At 70.5% G+C, this 19,565-nt stretch carries 21 protein-coding genes; 13 read left to right on the top strand and 8 right to left on the bottom strand.

The genetic code is table 11. The annotated features are described in order from the left end of the window. Positions 1 to 156 precede the first annotated feature (156 nt). The 4 genes from BMZ47_RS20540 (at position 157) to BMZ47_RS20525 (ending at position 3,731) form a co-directional block, all read left to right on the top strand. Complete coding sequence (locus BMZ47_RS20540; RefSeq protein ID WP_091864003.1) at positions 157 to 999, top strand: SDR family NAD(P)-dependent oxidoreductase; 843 nt, start codon at positions 157 to 159, stop codon at positions 997 to 999. A 431-nt stretch (positions 1,000 to 1,430) separates the two neighbouring features. Then, positions 1,431 to 1,718, top strand: a complete 288-nt coding sequence (locus BMZ47_RS20535; protein WP_091864002.1) for a GIY-YIG nuclease family protein — start codon at positions 1,431 to 1,433, stop codon at positions 1,716 to 1,718. 216 nt (positions 1,719 to 1,934) lie between these two features. Next, the gene (gene zwf / locus BMZ47_RS20530) at positions 1,935 to 3,407 is read left to right on the top strand and encodes a glucose-6-phosphate dehydrogenase (protein ID WP_091864001.1); all 1,473 of its coding nucleotides are present in this window, start codon (positions 1,935 to 1,937) and stop codon (positions 3,405 to 3,407) included. A 123-nt stretch (positions 3,408 to 3,530) separates the two neighbouring features. Further along, positions 3,531 to 3,731 (top strand): hypothetical protein, encoded by a 201-nt coding sequence (locus BMZ47_RS20525; protein WP_007560314.1) that lies wholly within the window; start codon positions 3,531 to 3,533, stop codon positions 3,729 to 3,731. A gap of 186 nt (positions 3,732 to 3,917) precedes the next feature. Here BMZ47_RS20525 and BMZ47_RS20520 read toward each other — a convergent pair whose 3' ends face one another. Next, a complete protein-coding gene (locus tag BMZ47_RS20520) occupies positions 3,918 to 5,414 on the bottom strand; it encodes an OpgD/OpgG family glucan biosynthesis protein (protein ID WP_091864000.1) in 1,497 nt (498 codons plus the stop codon). Positions 5,415 to 5,709: 295 nt separating this feature from the next. Here BMZ47_RS20520 and mdoH point away from each other — a divergent pair, with 295 nt between their 5' ends. Continuing rightward, the gene (gene mdoH / locus BMZ47_RS20515) at positions 5,710 to 7,650 is read left to right on the top strand and encodes a glucans biosynthesis glucosyltransferase MdoH (protein ID WP_091863999.1); all 1,941 of its coding nucleotides are present in this window, start codon (positions 5,710 to 5,712) and stop codon (positions 7,648 to 7,650) included. Positions 7,651 to 7,889: 239 nt separating this feature from the next. Then, a complete protein-coding gene (locus tag BMZ47_RS20510; RefSeq protein WP_007560308.1) occupies positions 7,890 to 8,549 on the top strand; it encodes a L,D-transpeptidase in 660 nt (219 codons plus the stop codon). A 52-nt stretch (positions 8,550 to 8,601) separates the two neighbouring features. Here BMZ47_RS20510 and BMZ47_RS20505 read toward each other — a convergent pair whose 3' ends face one another. Continuing rightward, on the bottom strand, positions 8,602 to 8,928 hold the full coding sequence (locus BMZ47_RS20505; RefSeq protein WP_007560307.1) for a cupin domain-containing protein: 327 nt from the start codon (positions 8,926 to 8,928) through the stop codon (positions 8,602 to 8,604). Positions 8,929 to 9,116: 188 nt separating this feature from the next. Further along, on the bottom strand, positions 9,117 to 9,539 hold the full coding sequence (locus tag BMZ47_RS20500) for a gamma-butyrobetaine hydroxylase family protein (protein ID WP_091863998.1): 423 nt from the start codon (positions 9,537 to 9,539) through the stop codon (positions 9,117 to 9,119). 81 nt (positions 9,540 to 9,620) lie between these two features. On the opposite strand from BMZ47_RS20500, the gene moaA reads away from it, so the two are divergent. Further along, positions 9,621 to 10,679 (top strand): GTP 3',8-cyclase MoaA, encoded by a 1,059-nt coding sequence (moaA, locus tag BMZ47_RS20495; protein WP_230367672.1) that lies wholly within the window; start codon positions 9,621 to 9,623, stop codon positions 10,677 to 10,679. Positions 10,680 to 10,864: 185 nt separating this feature from the next. Here the strand turns inward: moaA and radA are convergent, their stop codons facing one another. The 5 genes from radA to BMZ47_RS20470 all read right to left on the bottom strand — a co-directional run bounded on the left by radA (position 10,865) and on the right by BMZ47_RS20470 (position 14,965). Continuing rightward, positions 10,865 to 12,301 carry a DNA repair protein RadA gene (gene radA, locus BMZ47_RS20490; RefSeq protein ID WP_091863997.1) on the bottom strand — a complete coding sequence of 479 codons (1,437 nt, stop codon included), beginning with the start codon at positions 12,299 to 12,301 and terminating at the stop codon, positions 10,865 to 10,867. Positions 12,302 to 12,346: 45 nt separating this feature from the next. Then, positions 12,347 to 13,429: an alanine racemase gene (gene alr, locus BMZ47_RS20485; RefSeq protein WP_091863996.1), complete on the bottom strand. Its 1,083-nt coding sequence runs from the start codon at positions 13,427 to 13,429 to the stop codon at positions 12,347 to 12,349. A gap of 98 nt (positions 13,430 to 13,527) precedes the next feature. Then, complete coding sequence (locus tag BMZ47_RS20480; RefSeq protein WP_091863995.1) at positions 13,528 to 13,887, bottom strand: type II toxin-antitoxin system PemK/MazF family toxin; 360 nt, start codon at positions 13,885 to 13,887, stop codon at positions 13,528 to 13,530. Next, positions 13,887 to 14,108 (bottom strand): AbrB/MazE/SpoVT family DNA-binding domain-containing protein, encoded by a 222-nt coding sequence (locus BMZ47_RS20475; protein ID WP_091863994.1) that lies wholly within the window; start codon positions 14,106 to 14,108, stop codon positions 13,887 to 13,889. Before BMZ47_RS20475 ends, BMZ47_RS20480 begins: the two co-directional genes overlap by 1 nt. A 167-nt stretch (positions 14,109 to 14,275) precedes the next feature. Continuing rightward, on the bottom strand, positions 14,276 to 14,965 hold the full coding sequence (locus tag BMZ47_RS20470; protein WP_167369074.1) for a queuosine precursor transporter: 690 nt from the start codon (positions 14,963 to 14,965) through the stop codon (positions 14,276 to 14,278). Between the two features lie 153 nt (positions 14,966 to 15,118). Here BMZ47_RS20470 and BMZ47_RS20465 point away from each other — a divergent pair, with 153 nt between their 5' ends. The 6 genes from BMZ47_RS20465 (at position 15,119) to BMZ47_RS20440 (ending at position 19,564) form a co-directional block, all read left to right on the top strand. After that, a complete protein-coding gene (locus tag BMZ47_RS20465; RefSeq protein WP_039902383.1) occupies positions 15,119 to 15,727 on the top strand; it encodes a CvpA family protein in 609 nt (202 codons plus the stop codon). A gap of 132 nt (positions 15,728 to 15,859) precedes the next feature. After that, positions 15,860 to 17,329 (top strand): amidophosphoribosyltransferase, encoded by a 1,470-nt coding sequence (gene purF, locus BMZ47_RS20460; RefSeq protein ID WP_091863992.1) that lies wholly within the window; start codon positions 15,860 to 15,862, stop codon positions 17,327 to 17,329. 156 nt (positions 17,330 to 17,485) lie between these two features. Next, positions 17,486 to 18,235 (top strand): SDR family NAD(P)-dependent oxidoreductase, encoded by a 750-nt coding sequence (locus tag BMZ47_RS20455; RefSeq protein ID WP_091863991.1) that lies wholly within the window; start codon positions 17,486 to 17,488, stop codon positions 18,233 to 18,235. Positions 18,236 to 18,445: 210 nt separating this feature from the next. Next, positions 18,446 to 18,856: a dihydrofolate reductase gene (locus BMZ47_RS20450; protein ID WP_091863990.1), complete on the top strand. Its 411-nt coding sequence runs from the start codon at positions 18,446 to 18,448 to the stop codon at positions 18,854 to 18,856. A 40-nt stretch (positions 18,857 to 18,896) separates the two neighbouring features. Further along, a complete protein-coding gene (locus BMZ47_RS20445) occupies positions 18,897 to 19,145 on the top strand; it encodes a type II toxin-antitoxin system Phd/YefM family antitoxin (RefSeq protein WP_007560276.1) in 249 nt (82 codons plus the stop codon). Continuing rightward, complete coding sequence (locus tag BMZ47_RS20440) at positions 19,142 to 19,564, top strand: type II toxin-antitoxin system VapC family toxin (RefSeq protein WP_091864060.1); 423 nt, start codon at positions 19,142 to 19,144, stop codon at positions 19,562 to 19,564. Before BMZ47_RS20445 ends, BMZ47_RS20440 begins: the two co-directional genes overlap by 4 nt. Position 19,565 lies beyond the last annotated feature (1 nt).

Below are 19,565 nucleotides of genomic sequence, written 5' to 3'. Positions count from 1 at the left end.
CCGCGGGCGTTATCAACGCCCGGAGGAATACCATTTCCTTATGCGATCGCCCCAGTTGCCAATGGCGCTGGCGGCGAGCCGATCGCATCGGTTCCAACTCGCCTTCGGCCCCGACGCGCCCCATCTTCGGGACGCCATCCAGCCGAGGACCGACCCATGAGCCAGCATCCCGCCATCAGCCCAGGCCGCAGCGCGGTCGTCACCGGGGCGGCGAGCGGCATCGGGCTCGCCGCGGCGAAAGCCTTCGCGCGGGCCGGCATGAATGTCTGGCTCGCCGACCTGCCCGGCCAAGCCCTCGAGGAGGCCCACGGCGCGGTGGCCGAGCTCGCCGCCGTCGAGGTCCGGGCTTTACCCACCGACGTCTCGGACCGGGAGGCCGTGGAGGCGCTCGCGGCCCATGTCGCCAAGGCCGGCCCTCCGGCGGTGGTGATGTTGAATGCCGGGATCGAGGCCGGCGGAAAACTCTTCTCCGATGCCGAGACCTGGACCCGGATCCTCGCCACCAATCTCGGGGGCGTGGTCAACGGCATCCACGCCTTCGCGCCCGGGATGATCGCGGGGGGCAAGCCCGGCGCGGTGATCGTCACCGGCTCGAAGCAGGGCATCACCACGCCGCCCGGCAACGCGCCCTACAACGTCTCGAAGGCGGCCGTGAAGGCGGCCACCGAGGCGCTCGCCCACGAGCTGCGCACCCGCGAGGGCTGCCGGACCACCGCGCACCTGCTGATCCCGGGCTTCGTCTATACCGGCCTGACCAAGGCCCGGGGCGTCGCCGAGAAACCGGCCGGCGCCTGGACGCCGGAGGAGACGGTAACCTTCATGCTGGAGCGGCTGGAGGCGGGCGATTTCTACATCCTCTGCCCCGACAACGAGACCACCCGGGCGCAGGACGAGAAACGCATCGCCTGGGCCGCCGGCGACATCATCGAGAACCGGCCCGCCCTGTCGCGCTGGCACCCGGACTTTTCCGAGGCGTTCCAGCGGTTCATGGCGGAGTAAGCGCCATCGTCCTTGCGAGCGGAGCGAAGCAACCCAGGGCTTCGCGAGGGAAGATGTTTCGAGCGAGGATGGAAGACGGTTTGTGCCGAAATTCCGCTCCGGGCAGCGTCACTGTAGGTGGGCCCCTCTCGACCCGCATCTCTCCGGATCCGTTCCGTCGAGCGGAACCATGTGCCGCGCGGAGCCCTGGGTTGCTTCGCTGCGCTCGCAATGACGGTGGATGCTCTCACGCCACCAGGAAATTCCTGAACGCCCCCGTGCCGAACCCAACCCACCAGCGTGGCGCAATCCAGCGGCGGCAAGCTCGCGCAGCAGCGCAAGCCTGAAACGCCTCGCGCGACGCATATTGACGCCCACCCCGTCATTGCGAGCGCAGCGAAGCAACCCAGGGCTCCGCGCGGCCGATCGTTCTGCTGGACGGGACTGCCACCATGCGCGCGCCGGCCGTCTACATCATGGCCAGCCGCCGCAACGGGACGCTCTATACCGGCGTCACCGCGGACCTGTCCCGGCGCGTCTACGAGCACCGCGAATCCCTCCATCCCGGCTTCACGCGCCGCTACGGATGCAAGCTCCTGGTCTGGTACGAGGGCTACCCGACGATGAACGAGGCCATCGCCCGCGAGAAGCAGATCAAGGGCGGCTCCCGGAAGAAGAAGCTCGCCCTGATCGAGGCGATGAACCCGGATTGGTGCGATCTGTATCCCGGCCTTGCGTGAAGTTCTCATGCGCAGCGGTTCCCTGGGTTGCTTCGCTGCGCTCGCAATGACGGGGCGCGGTTCACGGCCGGTGCATCGAGCCGCGACCGTTCCACAAAGGCATGCGCCGCGGGCCTTGCTGACGGCCGCCCCTCGTCTGGCGAAGCGTTTGCACCCAGGTTAGGTCAGTGCGGCGCGCCGCGCTGCAACCGCGCACGACACCAGGGAGCCGCTCTTTTGGCCACGATCATCCCCGTTGCCTCGTTCGACTGCGTCGTGTTCGGCGCTACCGGCGATCTCACGGCGCGCAAGCTGCTGCCGGCCCTGTTCTACCGGTTCCGGGACGGGCAGATCCCGGAGACCAGCCGAATCATCGGCGCCTCGCGCTCGGACCTGTCGGCCGACGCGTTCCGGGAGCACGCCCGGGACGCGCTCAAGCGCTTCGTGCCCGCCTCCGACCTGACGGAGGACGTGCTCCACAAATTCCTCGACCACGTGGATTACGTGGCGGTGGACGGCGCCGGCGAGAGCGGCTGGGCCGACCTCGCGGCCAAGCTCGGCGAGCGGCCCGACCAGGTGCGGCCCTACTACCTGGCGACCTCGCCGGACCTCTACGGCTCGATCTGCCGCAACCTCGCCGACCACGGCCTGATCGGGCCGAAATCCCGGGTCGTGCTCGAGAAGCCGATCGGCAAGGATCTGAAATCCGCCCAGGCGATCAACGACGCGGTCGGCGAGGTCTTCCCCGAATCGCAGATCTTCCGGATCGACCACTATCTCGGCAAGGAGACGGTGCAGAACCTGCTCTCCCTGCGGTTTGCCAACACCATCTTCGAGCGGCTCTGGACCTCGGACGTGATCGACCACGTCCAGATCACCGTGGCCGAGACGGTCGGGGTCGAGGGCCGGGCCGGCTATTACGACACGTCGGGCGCCATGCGCGACATGCTGCAGAACCACATGCTGCAGCTCCTGTGCCTGACCGCCATGGAGAGCCCGCTCAACCTCGAAGCGAACTCCGTGCGCGACGAGAAGCTGAAGGTGCTGCGCGCCCTCAAGCCGATCACCGCCCACGACATCCAGACCGTGACCGTGCGCGGCCAGTACGTGGCGGGCGCCGTCGACGGCAAGCCGGTGGAGGGCTACCTGACCGAGCTCGGCCACGAGAGCCGGACCGAGACCTTCGTGGCGATGAAGCTCGAGGTGCAGTCCGGGCGCTGGGCCGGGGTGCCGTTCTACCTGCGCACCGGCAAGCGCCTGCCCCAGAAGCTGTCCGAGATCGTGGTCCAGTTCCGGGCCTCGCCCTTCTCGATTTTCCCCGAGGAGGCGTTCGGGCGCGAGCCCAACCGCCTCGTCATCCGCCTGCAGCCGCAGGAGGGCATGAAGCTCGAGGTGATGACCAAGGATCCGGGCCCCGGCGGCCTGCGCCTGCGCCCGACCGACCTCGACATCTCCTTCGAGGAGACCTTCAAGCAGCGCTACCCGGATGCCTACGAGCGCCTGCTGATGGACGTGGTCCGGGGCAACGCCACGCTGTTCATGCGCCGCGACGAGGTCGAGGCCGCCTGGGCCTGGGCCGACGGCGTGCTCAAGGCCTGGGCCGACCGCCCGGAGGCGCCGCGGCCCTATCCGGCCGGGAGCTGGGGGCCGACCGCCGCCATCGCGCTGATCGAGCGCGACGGCCGGACCTGGCACGAGGAGCTGCGGTAACACCGCGCCCCGGCTTACGGCCAAGCTGCCTTGATGCGGTCAAGCCGGATGCCGAAGCTGCCCCATGCCGCCGGTCACCGCCCCGCGAGAGGGCGGGCCCGGCCTCGCACGAGGGATCATCGCATGCTGGACTCGAAGCAGGATTTCGCCGTCTCGGCCGAACGCCGCCTGGAGCGCTCGGTCGACTCCGCGTTGCGCGTCATCGCGGCCGCCCATGTCGAGCGGCAGGCGCCGCCGGTCTACGCCGCCCGCCGCCGCCTGAGCGAGGTCTACGGCGCCACCCGCCTGGCCAAGCGCCTGGAGCGCGAGCGGCGCAGCGCCTGAGGGGTGTTAGGCCCCGCGCCGGCGGATCGTTCGCGAGATTGGCGCGGGTCCCCTCTCCTGGAGGGAGAGGGACAGGGTGAGGGGTGTAACCTCTCCGGATAGGTCTCGACCCTCACCCCAACCCTCTCCCGCACGGGAGAGGGGGCGCGTCGCGATCGGAACGGACCGATACGCGAACGCTGTAGGTCACACCACCGCGTCCCAGGTCTCGCTCAACGGGGTCGTCCCGCGCACCAGCCGCGCCCGCAGGACGATATCCCCCGCCGGCATCGGCTGCGGCGGGCGCCACTCCACGTAGATGCGCCAGCCGCCGGTCTGCGGCACGAAGTTGGCCACCGGCTCGTGGAGCGTGCCGGCGCTGGCCGAGACCTCGGCGGCGACGGTCTCGTCCGCACCCTTCGGCAGGGACGGCCCCTCGAAATCGATCACGCAGAGCCGCCGGGCCGGGTTCGGCGGGTCGGTCGGGCGCAGGCGCTCGGCCGAGCCGAACCGGGTTTCGGTGACCCGGGCCAGCGCCGGTTGCGGGATCGCCTCCGTCGGTTCCGCCCCCACGGTGGTCAGCGTGTAGCCGAGGCGCAGGGCGGCGCCGGGCTGGACCGGTGCCGCCGGCACGTAGGCCGCCACGATGTTGTCCATGTACTCTTCGGCCGAGGGGATCTCGTAGAGCTGCACGGCGCCCTCCGCGAAGGCGCCGCCCGGCTCGGGCGCGATCCACAGGCCCGGCCGGGCCTCCTGGCGCGCCTCGACGTCGAGATAGGCGGCAAAGCGCCGCTCCCGCTGCAGCAGCCCGAACCCCCCGAGGGGCTTCGCCGCGAAGGCCGAGACCTGCGGCTGCTTGCGGCCGTTGATGAGGGGCCGCCACAGCCGGTCGGCCGCGGTGGCGACGCAGAGCCCGTCGGAATCGTGCACCTGCGGGCGGAAATCGTCGAACGGCTTGGCGTCCCGGGCGCCGGGCCCGTTCTGGCCGTACAGGAACATGCTGGTGAGCGGCGCGAGCCCCAGCCGCGGGATCGGCTTGCGGGGATAGAGCGCCGCCGTGACGGCGATCCGGGCCGGGTCGCCGGGGGTGATCACGAACCGGTAGGCGCCGGAGACGCTCGGGCTGTCGAGGAGCGACAGCACCGTGAGGCTGCGCGCCTCCGGCTCGGGCTCGCACAGCCAATGGGCGGTGAAATCGGGAAACTCCTCCCCCACCGGTGCGCCCGTGCCGATGGCGAGGCCCCGGGCCGAGAGCCCGTATTCCTGGCCCGCGGCGCGCAGCCGGAAATAGGAGGCGCCGAGGAACACCAGAAACTCCTCCTGGAAGCCCTTGGGCCGCCAGGCCGGCGTCTCCGGGAAGGCGTAGTGCAGGCGGAAGCCCGCGAAGCCGAGATCGGCCGGAAAACTCTGGCCGGCGAGCCGCCCGCCGAAATCGAACAGCCGGCTCTCGTAGGGGATCGGCCGGGCCGGGCCGCCGCGCGGCTGCAGGTAGAGCGCCACGCGCTTGCGCTGCAGGAAGCCGCGGTGGAACAGCTGCGCGCTGAAATGGCGGCCGAGATGGAGGCTCTCGGCGGGCCGGAAGACGATGTGGCGATAGCCGTCGTAGTCGAGGCCCGCGAGCGCCGGGGGCAGGTCGGTGGGCGGGGCCGCGTAGGGCGCAGACGCGCGGCGCTCGGCCTCGGCCGACAGGGTCTCGAAGGTCATCGCACCGTCCTGCGCGGCCCCGGGCGCAGGGCCCTGCGGCTGAAGCGCCGCCCCGGCCCATGTTCGGGCGCCATTCAGATCTATAGCGCTAGGTACAATACTGCCGGCAGCCGCGGTCAGGACGGTTCTGAGGACGCGGCGCCGGGAGGGGGGATCGATCCGTTCGGCCTCCGGCTGCCTGTGCGGCCGGGTCGGCTGCGTGTCCTCGCCCCGCATATCGGTGTCCACGCTCATCGGTTCCCGCCCGCCCGCGGCGAGGCAGCCGGCAGCCTTCCACGGTCGAGTTCCTCGCGCCATGTCCTCACGGGTCACCTCCTCCGCCGAGCGGCCGCACCGGAACGCCCATCCGGGCGCTCCCGATCCCGAAATCGTGACGAGTCCGGCCACGGCGCTCGAACCCGAGGCCTGGGCCGGCGGCAGCCGGGCCCTGCTGGCCCGGCGTCTCGCCCTGGCGATCCCGAGCCTCGCCGCCGCCGGCGGTCTCGCATGGCTGGCCGATCGTGCCTACCCGGCCGGCGCCAGCCCCCTGGCCTGGACCATCCTGATCCTGTTCGCCCTGGTGATGGGCTGGCAGGCTTTCGTCGCCTGCCAATACGTCTACGGGCTCGTGGCCGCCCTCCTGGGCGACCGGGCGAAGTCGGTGCTGGAGCGCCGGTCCGAATCCGCCCTGCGACCCGCCGCCGGGGGCGGGCGCACCGCCGCCGTGGTGGCGATCCATGCCGAGGACGCGGTGGCGGTCTTCGCCCGGCTGCGGGTGATGGCCCGCTCGCTGGCCGATGCGCAGGCGCAGAGCATCGATATCTTCGTCCTGTCCGACACGCGGGACGGCGCGATCGCGGCGGTGGAGGAGCACGAATTCGCCCGCATCCAGGCCTGGGCTGAGGCCGACCCGGCCCTGCCGCGGATCCGCTACCGGCGCCGGACCGAGAATACGGGCCGCAAGGCCGGCAATATCGGCGAGTTCTGCCGCAGCTACGGTGCGGATTACGCCTACATGATCGTGCTGGATGCCGACAGCCTGATGACCGGCGCCGCCATGACCCGGCTCGTCCGCCTGATGGACGAGAGCCCCCGCACCGGCCTGATCCAGACCGTCTCCTACGCGGCCGGCCGGGACACCCTGTTCGCCCGCATCCAGCAATTCGCCGTGCGCCTCTACGCGCCCCTGGCGTTGCGCTGCCTGGAGACCTGGCAGGGCCCGGAGGGCAGCTACTGGGGCCACAACGCCATCCTGCGGATCGAGGCCTTCGCCGAGAACGCGCAGCTTCCGGTCCTGCCGGGCCGGGCGCCGCTGGGTGGCGAGATCCTCTGCCACGACATCGTCGAGGGCGCCCTGATGGTCCGCGCCGGCTGGGAGGTACGCCTGCTGCCCGAGATGGGCGGCACCTGGGAGGAGATGCCCACGAACCTGATCGATCTGCTCGGGCGCGAGCGCCGCTGGTGCCAGGGCAACCTGCAGCACCTGCGGGTGCTGCCCTGGGCCGGGCTGCATGGCGCGAGCCGCTGGCACCTCGCGGTCGGCATCCTGGCCTACGGCATGCTGCCGCTCTGGATCGCCTTCCTGGGCCTGGCCTCCTGGCAGGCGGCCCGGACCGGCGATCTCGGCCTGCTCGCCTACGGCTTGACCGGTCACGGCGCGGCCGCCCACTGCCTCGCCGTCCTCAGCCTCGCCGTGCTGGCCCTGCCCAAGGTCCTGAGCCTCGGCCATGTCCTGGTCTCGCCGGAGCGCCGGGCTTCCTTCGGCGGCGCTCGGTCGCTCCTGGCCAGCGCCGCCCTGGAGCAGGTCGTGTGGGTGTTCCTGTGGCCGGTCCTCACCCTGTTCACCGCCGGCGCCGTGGTCTCGACCTTCCTGGGCCGGGTGGTGCGCTGGGAGACCCAGGATCGCGACGACCGGCAGGTCTCCTGGGCCGAGGCGTTCCGGCTCCAGGCCGACGCCGTGGTGGTCGGGGCGCTGATCGTCTTCGCCCTGGTCTGGGCCGGCAATGCCTGGCTCGGCCTGTGGCTGGCCCCGCTGGCCCTCGCGCTGCTGGCGAGCCCGGCCCAGAGCGTCTGGACCAGCCGGGCCGATCTCGGCCGCGCCGCCCGGGCCAGGGGCCTGTTCCTCACCGCCGACGACACCGCGCAGGCTCCGGAACTGGCCGAGCTGGCGCAGATCCGCGGCCTGCCCGCCGTCCCCGCGCTCATCCGCACGGCACCGCTGGAACCGGCCATCTGGCTCGCCGCCGACGAGGCGTGAGGTCTCGGCGGCCGGGCAGGTCGGGACACGCCCGACCGCCCAGGCCGATCCCGCGGTTATGGCTAAGCTGCCACAGTGTTGCCATCCCGTCACGGAGGGGCGGAACCGGCTAAGCGTGGCGGTTTCCGGCTTGGATTTGGGGCGCGAGCGTTTACCCCTTGGCGAGGATCGGCACGGCATCGTGCCCCGGTAATTCGCCGCGTTCCCAACCCATTTCGCGCCTGCCCCGAGAGGCTTTGATGCGTCGTTTCCTTCCCGCCCTCGTAGGGCTCATCGGCGCGGCCGCCTGCGCCGCGCCGGCACTGGCCTACGAGATCGACCCACTGACCCGCCAGCCGCTGAACGATGCGCTCACCGTGCGGGTGCGCCCGCAGGCCGTCGAGACCGTCGCGGTGCCGGTGGCCAACGCCTCGCTCAACCCCGCCGACCCGCTCGACGCGGCCGTGCCGCAGATGTCGGCGATCCCGCGCGAGACGGTCGCCTATAACGGCCCCTACGGCGCCGGCACGATCGTCGTCTCCACCGCCGAGCGGCGGCTTTACTACGTGCTCGGCGGCGGCCAGGCCCTGCGCTACGGCGTCGGCGTCGGCCGCCCGGGCTTCACCTGGGGCGGCGTGCAGACCATCACGATGAAGCGCGAATGGCCGGATTGGCGCCCGCCGTCGACCATGCTGCGGCGCCGGCCCGACCTGCCGCGCTACATGAAGGGCGGCATCGAGAACCCGCTCGGCGCCCGCGCCATGTATCTCGGCGGCTCGATCTACCGGATCCACGGCTCCAACGAGCCGGAGACCATCGGCACCGCCGTGTCCTCGGGCTGCATCCGCATGACCAACGACGACGTCACCGACCTCTACACCCGCGCCAAGGTCGGCACGAAGGTCGTCGTCCAGCGCTGATTTCTTCGGACCGTTTCGGTGAGGGCCGGCCGCGAGGTCGGCCCTTTTGCGTTCAGGCTTCGGGCAGCGTCACCAGCGCGTCGGGGCGCTTCACCTCGATCTCGATGAACGCGATCGGGTGCTCCGACCCGTTCATCACATCGTGCCGGATGCCGGCCGGGCGCATGTAGGATTGCCCCGCTGCGAGCGCGGTCTCGCTGACCGCTGCCCCGTCATGGACGCGCAGCACGCCGGCCACCAGCATCACCACGAAATACGGCCAGCCATGCTCGTGCCAGCCGGTCACCGCCCCGGGCGGGAAGTCCCAGCGGGTGATCCGGACCGTGGCATCGTCCTGCTGGACCGTGGGCAGAGCGGGGATCGTGCAGGTGAAGGCCATGATGGCTCCGGGGCTGGTGCTGTTGATCAACAAAGATCCAAATCGCCCCCTCATCCTGAGGCGCCCGCGTCAGCGGGCCTCGAAGGAGCCCTCCGGAAACCTCGGCGAATCCTGGAGGGCTCCTTCGAGGCCTTCGCTACGCTTCGGCACCTCAGGATGAGGGGGAGGATGGGACGGCTACCGAGCCCTCAATGGCAGCCGCACGAGCCCGAGCCGCAACCGCCGCCCTGCTTGGCCGGGGCGGAACGCGCGGTCTCGCGGTCGAGCCCGCGTTCGGCCAGCTCGGAGAGATAGGTCTGCCAGCGGGATTCGTATTCGCGGCCCAGCGTGTGCAGGTATTCCCAGCCGTAGATCCCGGTGTCGTGCATGTCGTCGAAGCCGAGCTTGACGGCGTAGTTGCCGATCGGCTCCACGGCCAGGATCGCCACGGCGCGCTTGCCGCCGATCACCTTGCGCTCCAGGGGCGAATGGCCCTGCACCTCGGCCGACGGGCTCGATATCCGCAGATACTCCGCCGGCAGGGCGAAGCGGGACCCGTCCTCGAAGGCGACGTTGAGCACCCGCCGATCGGCCGACAGGCGGATCTCGGTGGGCCACAGATCCTCGTTCACAGGTCACACTCCTCAAGCATTCCGGGGTTGCGGCCCGGGGTCGGCTTGCCCACGACCGTATCGGGCATCATATGCTCAATCATGCTCGATGACATCTCCAGCACGCCGCAGGGGTTTACGGCCGAGGCGCCCCGCGCGCCGTCGCCCGCGCCGCTGATCGATCCGTTCCAGCGGGCGATCTCGTATCTGCGCATCTCGGTGACGGATCGCTGCGATCTGCGCTGCGCCTACTGCATGTCGGACAACATGCAGTTCCTGCCCAAGCGCGACCTGCTGACCCTGGAGGAGCTGGACCGGCTCTGCGGCGTGTTCATCGCCCGGGGCGTGCGCAAGCTCCGGATCACCGGCGGCGAGCCCCTGGTGCGCCGCGACATCATGCACCTGTTCCGCCGCCTGTCGCGCCACCTCGATTCGGGCGCGCTGGAGGAGCTGACGCTGACCACCAACGGCACGCAGCTCACGCGCTACGCCGACGAGCTGGCGAGCCTCGGCGTGCGCCGGATCAACGTCTCGCTGGACACGCTGGACGCAGGCAAATTCCGGGCGATCACCCGCCGGGGCGATTTGCCGGTGGTGCTCGACGGCATCGCGGCCGCGCGCAAGGCCGGCATGAAGGTCAAGATCAACGCGGTGGCGTTGCGGGACGTCAACGCCGACGAGATCCCCGACATGATCGCCTGGGCCCACGGGCTCGGCATGGACATGACCCTGATCGAGGTGATGCCGCTGGGCGAGATCGAGGCCGACCGCACCGACCAGTTCCTGCCCCTGTCGGTGGCGCGGCAGCGCCTGGAGAGCCGCTACACGCTGACACCGCTGTCCGACCGCACCGGCGGCCCGGCGCGCTACGTCCGTGTCGAGGAGACCGGCGGCAAGCTCGGCTTCATCACACCGCTGACCCACAATTTCTGCGAGAGCTGCAACCGTGTGCGCCTGACCTGCACCGGACAGCTCTACCTCTGCCTCGGCCAGGAGGATTCGGCGGACCTGCGCGCGGTGCTGCGTGCCTCCCCGGACGATGCCGTGCTGGCCGCTGCCGTGGTCGAGGCGATCACCCGCAAGCCCAAGGGCCACGACTTCGTCATCGAGCGCCAGCGCCCGGCCGCAGTGCCCCGGCACATGAGCGTGACCGGCGGGTAGCGCGACGCGTTCTCCTCCCCTTGGGAGCCACGGGCGCAACAGGGTTCGATCGTCGTTGCGATCGTACCGTTGAAGCGGAAAGCGCGGGTCCCCTCTCCCGCACGGGAGAGGGGGCATGTCGCGGCCTTCACAAGCCGCCGCGCGCTTCAAACTGCGTCGTCCGTCGCCGCGAGCAAAGCGACAGCCTAAACCTCCTCGTCGGCGTAGCGCGATTGCGCCCGCCCGCGCTGCCCGGAGCCCTTCCGCGGCGCCCCGGCGCTGATCCCGGCCACCAAGTCGGCGATGTGGCGCAGAGTCTCCACCGCGAGCGCCTTGTCGCCCTCGCCGCGGCCCTGCGGGATCAGCGCCTTGGCGAAGCCGAGCTTCTGGGCCTCCTTCAGCCGGGATCCCGCCTGAGCCACGGGGCGGATCGCTCCCGACAGGCCGATCTCGCCGAAATAGACGGTCTCCGGCGGCAGCACCGCCCCCGACAGGGACGAGACCAGGGCGGCGGCGACCGCGAGGTCGGCCGCCGGCTCGGTGATGCGCAGGCCGCCAGCGACATTCAGATAGACGTCGTGGGTGCCGAGCCGGATGCCGCCATGGGCCTCCAGCACGGCCAGCACCATGGACAGCCGGTTCGGGTCCCAGCCGACCACGGCGCGCCGGGGCATGCCCAGCGAGGAGGGCGCCACCAGCGCCTGGATCTCCACCAGCAGGGGGCGCGTCCCCTCCATCCCGGCGAAGACCGCGGTGCCGGCGGCCTGATGGTCGCGCCCGGCCAGGAACAGGGCCGAGGGGTTGGGCACCTCGGCCAGCCCCGCATCGGTCATCTCGAACACGCCGATCTCGTCGGTGGGCCCGAACCGGTTCTTCACCGCGCGCAGGATGCGGAAATGGTGGCCCTGGTCGCCCTCGAACGAGGCGACCGCGTCGACCATGTGCTCCACCACCCGGGGGCCGGCGATCTGCCCGTCCTTGGTGACGTGGCCGACCAGGATCACCGCCGTGCCGGTGGTCTTGGCGAAGCGGATCAGGGCCTGAGCCGAGGAACGCACCTGCGTGACCGTGCCGGGGGCCGATTCCACGGTCTCGGTCCACATGGTCTGGATCGAATCGATGATCGCCAGAGCCGGCGGGCGGCCCTGGCTCAGGGTCTCGATGATGTCCTCGACATTGGTCTCAGCGGCGAGATCCACCGGGCGGGAACTCAAGCCCAGCCGCTCGGCCCGCAGGCGTACCTGCCCCACCGCCTCCTCGCCGGAGATGTAGGCGACCCGCTCGCCCGTCCCCGCCATGGCGGCGGAGGCCTGCATCAGCAGGGTCGACTTGCCGATGCCGGGATCGCCGCCGAGCAGGATCACCGAGCCGCGCACGAAGCCGCCGCCGGTGACCCGGTCAAGCTCGCCGATTCCCGAGGGAATGCGCGGCGCCTCCTTGGTCTCGCCGGTCAGACCCTCGAGGGGGAAGACCCGGCCGCGGGCGCGGGACGGCCGGGTCGCCACCGGGCCGGACTGGCCGGGCGCGGCGGCCGCCTCCTCGACGATCGTGTTCCAGCCGTTACACGCCTCGCAGCGGCCGCGCCAGCGGTTGTAGACCGCCCCGCAGGATTGGCAGACGAAGGTCTGGTGGATCTTGGCCATTCGGGTCCGCGCGCCGCCGGTCCGGCATTCGAAGAAGGGGCCGGATCACCCTACATAGGTTCGAACATAACGCGAACCCAGCCCCGTCAGGATCTCGTAGCCGATCGTCCCGGCGGCGCGGCCGACCGTGTCGATGTCGAGCTCGTCGCCGATCAGCACGGCTTTGGCGCCGCGCCGAGCCGCGGGGGCCGCGGTGACGTCCAGGATGATCAGGTCCATGGAGACGAGGCCCAGGATCGGGCAGGGCACGCCCCCGACCAGGGCCTGCCCGCGCCCGCTGATCGACCGGGGGAAGCCGTCGGCATAGCCGAGCGACAGCGTCGCCAGACGGCTCGGGGCGGGCGCGGTCCAGCGGCCGTTATAGCCGACGCTGGTTCCGGCCTCGACATGCCTCACCTGGGCGATCTGGGCCTCCAGCCGCACCACCGGGCGCATCGGGTTGGCGGATTCGGGGGTCGGATTGCCGCCGAACAGGGCGTAGCCCGGCCGCAGCAGGTCGTGCCGGGCGCCGTCGAGAAAGACCCCCGAGGAATTGGCGAGCGAGGCAAGCAGGCCCGGATAGGCCGCACGGACCCGGGCGAAATCGGCGATCTGCCGGGCATTGACCGGATCCTCCGGCTTCTCGGCGCTGACGAAGTGGCTGAGCAGCAGGTCGATGCCGGCGGCCGCGATGCCCGGATCGCCGGCAAGCTCCAGCGCCTCCGGCACCGGCAGCCCGAGTCGGTTCATGCCGGTATCGACATGGAGCGCCGCCGGCCGGCCCCCGCCCGAGAAGGCGGCCCACTCGGCGATCTCCTCGCGGCTGCCGAGCACCGGGCGCAGGTCGTGCGCCGCGAAAGTCTCGCAGGCGCCGGGCGGCAGGCCGTTCAGGATGTAGATCGCGGCCTCCGGCAGGGCGGCCCGGGCCGCGACGCCCTCGGACAGGTGCGCGACGAAGAAGGTCCGGCACCCGGCGGTCCACAGGGCCGGCCCGACCTGCCCGATACCGCAGCCATAGGCATCGGCCTTCACCACGGCGGCGCAATCGGCCCCCCGGGCGGCCAGCATCCGCCAATTCTCCGCGATCGCCCCGAGATCGATGGTCAGCCGGGCGCCGTGGGCGCCGATATCTGTTCCGGATTCCGTCACCGATCGCCTACCTGCCACCGAAGCGCCCCCGATCCTCGATTCCCGCGAACGGATGCACGATGCGGACCCGTGAGGCGAGTCGGTTCGCGGCATTGCTCTCAGGGGTCGACGAGACTGGCAACCCGCGCGGCGATCTCGCCCACGGTGTCCGGATCCGCGATACCGGCGAGGCTCGCACTGCCATCGGCGAGGCGCGCCCGGAGATCGAAGCTGCGGACCTGCGTGCAGACCGCCACGCCGGTCACGCCATCCGCCTTGACGGGGACTGTGAGGCCCGCGGCGCGGGCGCCCGCCGCCACCGTGGAGATCACCACGGCGATTGCCGTGCCGTGAACGTTCACGGCCTCCGGCGTCAGGACAATCCAGTAATGTCGATCGCGCATTTCCCGGCCGATGACCGGGTTGGGGTTGATCGAGTAGATCTCGCCACGCTTCGGGACTTTCGGCCGCGGGCCCATCACCCGATCTCATTGCCCACTGGAGGGCCTTCCAGAGCCTCGGCCGTATCCGCGTACAAGGCCGGCAGATGCTCGGCCCCTTCCAGAAGCTCCGCCAGGGTATAGCGACGTTTTCGTTTCGCGACCGGTGTCGCGACCAGAGCGCCGTCCTGTACGGCGAGTGCGAGGTCGGTGCCCGTATCGGCTCCGATCGCGGCCAGAACGGCGGGGGGGAGCGTCATCACGCGGGCTCCGCCTTGGCGCCGAACGGTCACAACCGCCGTGGGTGACGCTTGAGTCGGCGGTTTGGCGCTCTTCGTCACGCCAGGCGTTCGCTTGGCTGCCGGCATGGTCACGCTCCTCCGGAAAGTGCTACAAAGGTAGCACCTTTCCGTTGCCGTAACATCCCTCACCCCCGCAAGCGGAACGGGTTGAAATCCGTGTCCGTATCGAAGGTGTCGCGGCCTTCGGCGCGCTTCAGGAAGCCGATCAGCGGCACGCTGAGAGGAAGCGCAAGAATCTCCCAGGCGACCTTCAGCGCCCAGATCGAGAGCGCGAGGCGGACGAGATCCGCGACGGGATAGAGCCCGCCGAAGCCGAGCCCGATGAACAGGGCCGAATCGATGCCCTGGCCGACCAGCGTCGAGGCGACGAGCCGCGCGGGCAGTCCCCGGCCGCGAAAGCGCAGCTTCAGCTTGGCGAGCAGGTAGGCGTTCAGGAACTCGCCGGTGAGATAGGCCGCGAGCCCGGCCAGCGCGAGCCGCGGGGTGGCGCCGAGGACCGCCTCGAATGCCGCCTGGTGCGGCCAGAACGGCGCGGGCGGCAAAGCCGCCGCGATCCCGTAGGCCAGGATCCAGAGCGCCTGCGCCAGGAAGCCGGTCCAGACCACGGCCCGGGTGCTGGAATAGCCGTAGACCTCGGTCAGCACGTCGCCGAACAGGTAGGAGGCGGGAAACACGATCACCGCCGCCGTGAAGGTCAGGCCGCCCACCGAGACGATCTTGCCCGCCAGCACCAGCGAGATCATCAGCACCGCCCCGAACAGGCCGGCGATCGGAACGAGGTAAACGGGGCCGGTGGAAGCCCTCTCCGCACTCACGATCGGCGCGGGCTGATGCACGGACGGCACAGGCCGCACGCGCAGTCCGCGCCCGAGGGTGACGGCCGAGTTTCGGCTTGGTATACTTCGGCCCCGGTCCCGGGGAGCCGCATGGCCGCCGCGGCATCCCCTCTGGTTCCTAAAAGCTCACAGATGCCGTTTACCGTTCTGGATCTCGTCGTGCTCGGCATCGTCGCGGTCTCCGCGCTGCTCGCGGCCGTGCGTGGCGTCACCCGCGAGGTGCTGGCGATCATCGCCTGGGTGGCCGCCGCCGCCGTCGCCTGGTCGTTCTATCCGATGCTGCTTCCGCTGGTGAAGCAGCACGTCAACAGCGATACCGTGGCGCTGGTCGCCTCCATCGCGGCGATCTTCCTCGGCACGCTGATCATCGTCTCGATCATCACCGTGAAGATCTCGGACGTGGTGCTCGACTCGCGCATCGGCGCGGTCGACCGGTCGCTGGGCTTCCTGTTCGGGGCGGGCCGCGGCTTCCTGATCTGCGTGATCGGCTGGGTGTTCCTGTCCTGGCTGGTGCAGGGCAAGGTGCCGGATTGGGCGGCTCAGGCGCGCACGCGCCCGATGCTGGAGAAGTCCGGCGACGCCCTGGTGGCCCAGCTCCCCGAGAACCCGGAGGGCTTCCTGAAGCAGTTCAAGAAGCCGAAGGCCGGCCCACCGCCCAACGAGGCGGCCGACGCCCCCGCCGAGACCGATGTGGCGCCTCAGCGCCGCACAGAGACCGCGCCGACGCCGACGCGACGCTGACCTGCGGCGCGCGCCGTTGGTCGCTCTCCGTGGAACGCCTAGATAGCGGTTCCGGAGACGATCGGATGATATCCGCGACGACCGGCGCGCCGGCCCGTCGCCGCCGGGACTCGTGAAGTGATCGATCGCAGCATGTCCCAATCCGACGCTTACGCCTCCGATTTCGACCTCGACGGCGATACGCTGCGCGAGGAATGCGGCGTCTTCGGCATATTCGGGCACCCGGAGGCCTCGGCCATCGTGGCGCTCGGGCTGCACGCCCTGCAGCACCGGGGCCAGGAGGCGGCCGGGATCGTCTCCTTCGACGGCGCGGTGTTCCACTCCGAGCGGCGCCCCGGCCTCGTGGGCGATTCCTTCTCGGATGGCGACACCATCGCCCGGCTGAAAGGTCGCGCCGCGATCGGGCATGTGCGCTACTCGACCACCGGCGGGACGATCCTGCGCAACGTGCAGCCGCTCTTCGCCGAACTCGCCAGCGGCGGCCTCGCGGTCGCCCATAACGGCAACCTCACCAACGCCTTGTCGATCCGCCGCGACCTCGTGCGCGACGGCGCGATCACGCAATCGACCTCCGACACCGAGGTGATCCTCCACCTCGCGGCCCGCTCGCGGAAGCCGCGGATCGTCGAGCGGTTCATCGACGCCCTGCAGGCGATCCAGGGTGCCTACGCGATCGTGGCGCTGACCAACAAGAAGCTGATCGGCGCCCGCGACCCGCTGGGCATCCGCCCGCTGGTGCTGGGCGAGCTCGACGGCCGCTACATGCTGGCCTCCGAGACCTGTGCCCTCGACATCATCGGCGCGCGCTACGTCCGCGACGTCGAGAACGGTGAGGTCGTGGTGATCTCCGAGGAGGGGATCGAGTCGATCCGCTTCGCCGACGCGGTGCCGATGCGGCCCTGCATCTTCGAGTACATCTACTTCGCCCGGCCGGATTCGGTGGTGAACGGCAAGAGCGTCTACGCGGTGCGCAAGGCGATCGGCCGGGAACTGGCCCGCGAGGCCTCCGTCGCGGCCGACGTCGTCGTGCCGGTGCCGGATTCCGGCGTGCCGGCGGCGCTCGGCTTCGCGCAGGAGACCGGAATCCCGTTCGAGATGGGGATCATCCGCAACCACTATGTCGGGCGGACCTTCATCCAGCCGACCCAGTCGGTGCGCGAGCTCGGCGTGCGGATGAAGCACTCGGCCAACCGCGCGGCGATCGAGGGCAAGAGCATCGTGCTGGTCGACGACAGCCTGGTGCGCGGCACGACCTCGGTGAAGATCGTCCGGATGATGCGCGAGGCCGGCGCCGCCGAGGTGCATTTCCGGATCGCCTCGCCGCCGATCACCTACCCGGACTTCTACGGCATCGACACGCCGGAGCGGGAGAAGCTGCTGGCCGCGACCCACGACCTCGAGGCGATGCGCAAATATATCGGCGCGGACTCGCTGGCCTTCCTGTCGATCCCCGGCCTCTACCGGGCGATGGGCGAGGAGGAGCGCAATGCGGCCTGCCCACAATACACCGACCATTGCTTCACGGGTGAGTACCCGACCGGCCTGACCGACCTCTCCATCGCCGGCCCGAAGCGCTTCGCGATGCTGGCGGAAGCGGACTGAGCGGGGGATCCCAAAGGGCAAGCCCTTTGGCGGGGTCCAGGGGCGGCGCCCCTGGGATCTTCGCCGGGCTCCGCCCTGCACCCGCAAAAGGTCACGGACCTTTTGAAACCGGAATTTTTGGATCCCCCTGGCGCCGAAATGCGCTAGGTCCTGGGCATGGCTGATCCTCAGAGAAAGCTCGAAGGCCGCGTCGCGGTCGTCACCGGGGCGTCCCGCGGCATCGGGCGCGCCGCCGCCCTGGCCCTGGCCGGGGCCGGGGCCCATGTGGTCGCGGTGGCCCGCACGGTCGGCGCCCTGGAGGAGCTGGACGATGCCATCCGGGCGGCCGGATCCAGCGCCACGCTCGTGCCGTTCGACCTCGCCGATTACGACGCCATCGACCGGCTGGGCGCGGCGATCAACGAGCGCTGGAAGCGGCTCGACATCCTGGTCGGCAACGCCGGCATCCTCGGCGCGCTCATGCCGATCGGCCACATCACCCCGAAGGTCTGGGACCAAGTGATGCAGGTCAACGTCACCGCCAACTGGCGCCTGCTCCGCTCGCTGGACCCGCTGCTGCGCATGTCCGATGCCGGCCGGGCGATCTTCGTCTCGTCGGGCGCAGCGTCGAAATGCCGGGCCTATTGGGGACCGTACTCGGTCTCGAAGGCGGCGCTCGAAGCGATGGTGCGGACCTACGCGGCCGAGAACGAGACCACCGCGATCCGGGCGATGCTGCTCAATCCGGGGCCGCTGCGCACCGGCATGCGCCGCTCGGCCATGCCGGGCGAGGATCCCCAGACCCTCAAGACCCCCGAGGATCTCGCCCCCCACTTCGTGCGGCTCGCCGCGCCGGACTGGACCGAGACTGGCAAGCTCTACGATTTCCCCACCGACCGGGTGCTGCAGTTCCGCGCGCCCGAGTGACGGACAGCGCCCTTTTACGACCGGGCGAATCCATCCAATCCCCCTCATCCTGAGGTGCTGCGCAGCAGCCTCGAAGGAGGCCTCCAGGGATCGCAGAGGCCTCTGGAGGGCTCCTTCGAGGCCCAGCGACCTGCGATCGCCGGGCACCTCAGGATGAGGGGATGGGTGGGATCGGCCGGATGATTCCCGTCTCTCACATCTGGTGCCCTCATGATCGACGTCCGCTGCATCTGTGCGATCGGCCTGCGCGGCCAGCTCGGCCTGAACGGGCACCTGCCCTGGGAGGGCAACACCGACCCGCTGTTCGTGGAGGACGTGACGCGGTTCTTCGCGCTCACCATGGGCCACGTGCTGATCGCCGGGCCGAAGACCGTGGCCTCGGTCCCGGACTTCGCCTTCAAGGACCGCACCATCGACGTGATCCGCAGCCACGAGGATCCGGAGCAGGTGCTTAAGCGCTACCCGGGCCGCCGGATCTTCGTCGGCGGCGGCATCGCGGTGTGGAACGTCTACGCCAAGTACATCCAGAACTGGGACATCACACGCCTGCCCTATGACGGTGGGGCCGACCGCTGGTTCGACCCGGCCTGGCTGGTGGGCGGGGCGCTGCGGACGCCGTGACTCGCTGGACAGGGCGCCGGCGCCCTTCCTATCATCGGGTATGAGCGAGCACAGCGTTCAAGACGCGGAGCGAAACCTCACCGACCTGATCGACCGCGCGCTCGCGGGGGAGGGCGTCGTGATCACGCGCGACGGGCGACCGGTGGCGACGCTGAACCCGATCCGGCGGGCCGGACGCCCGATCACCGCCGAAGATCTCGATTGGCTCGCGCAGCGGCGTGTGCCGATGCAGGTGCCCACGCAGGATGCCGGCCAGCTGGTCCGCGCCCTCCGCGACGACGAGTGGTGAGGGTCTATCTCGACGCCAGTGTTCTGGTCGCCCTGCTGACGGACGACCCCTTGACGGCCCGCGCCGACGCGCTCTTCAGAGCCTTGGCACCCGTCCCCATCGTCAGCGACTTCGCGGCGGCGGAATTCGCCTCCGCGCTCGGGCGCCGGGTGCGAACCGGCGAGATCGCGGTCGCGCATGCCCGGATGGCCTTCGCAGATCTGGACCGCTGGAGCGAGGCGGTGGCCGAGCGTATCGACCTCGGCCCCGGGGATGTTGCCGCCGCCGCGGGTTTCCTGCGCCGGCTCGACATCACGCTCCGGACGCCCGACGCCCTCAACATCGCCCTGTGCCGGCGCGTTTCGGCAACCTTGGCGACCTTCGATGACAAGATGGCCGCCGTGGCCAGCACCCTCGGCCTTCCGGTCGTTTCCGGATAGG

This window comes from Methylobacterium brachiatum (assembly GCF_900113845.1).
Lineage (GTDB): Bacteria > Pseudomonadota > Alphaproteobacteria > Rhizobiales > Beijerinckiaceae > Methylobacterium > Methylobacterium brachiatum.
The sequence above is the reverse complement of the archived record's forward strand: the minus strand, read 5'-3'. Positions and strand labels throughout refer to the sequence as shown.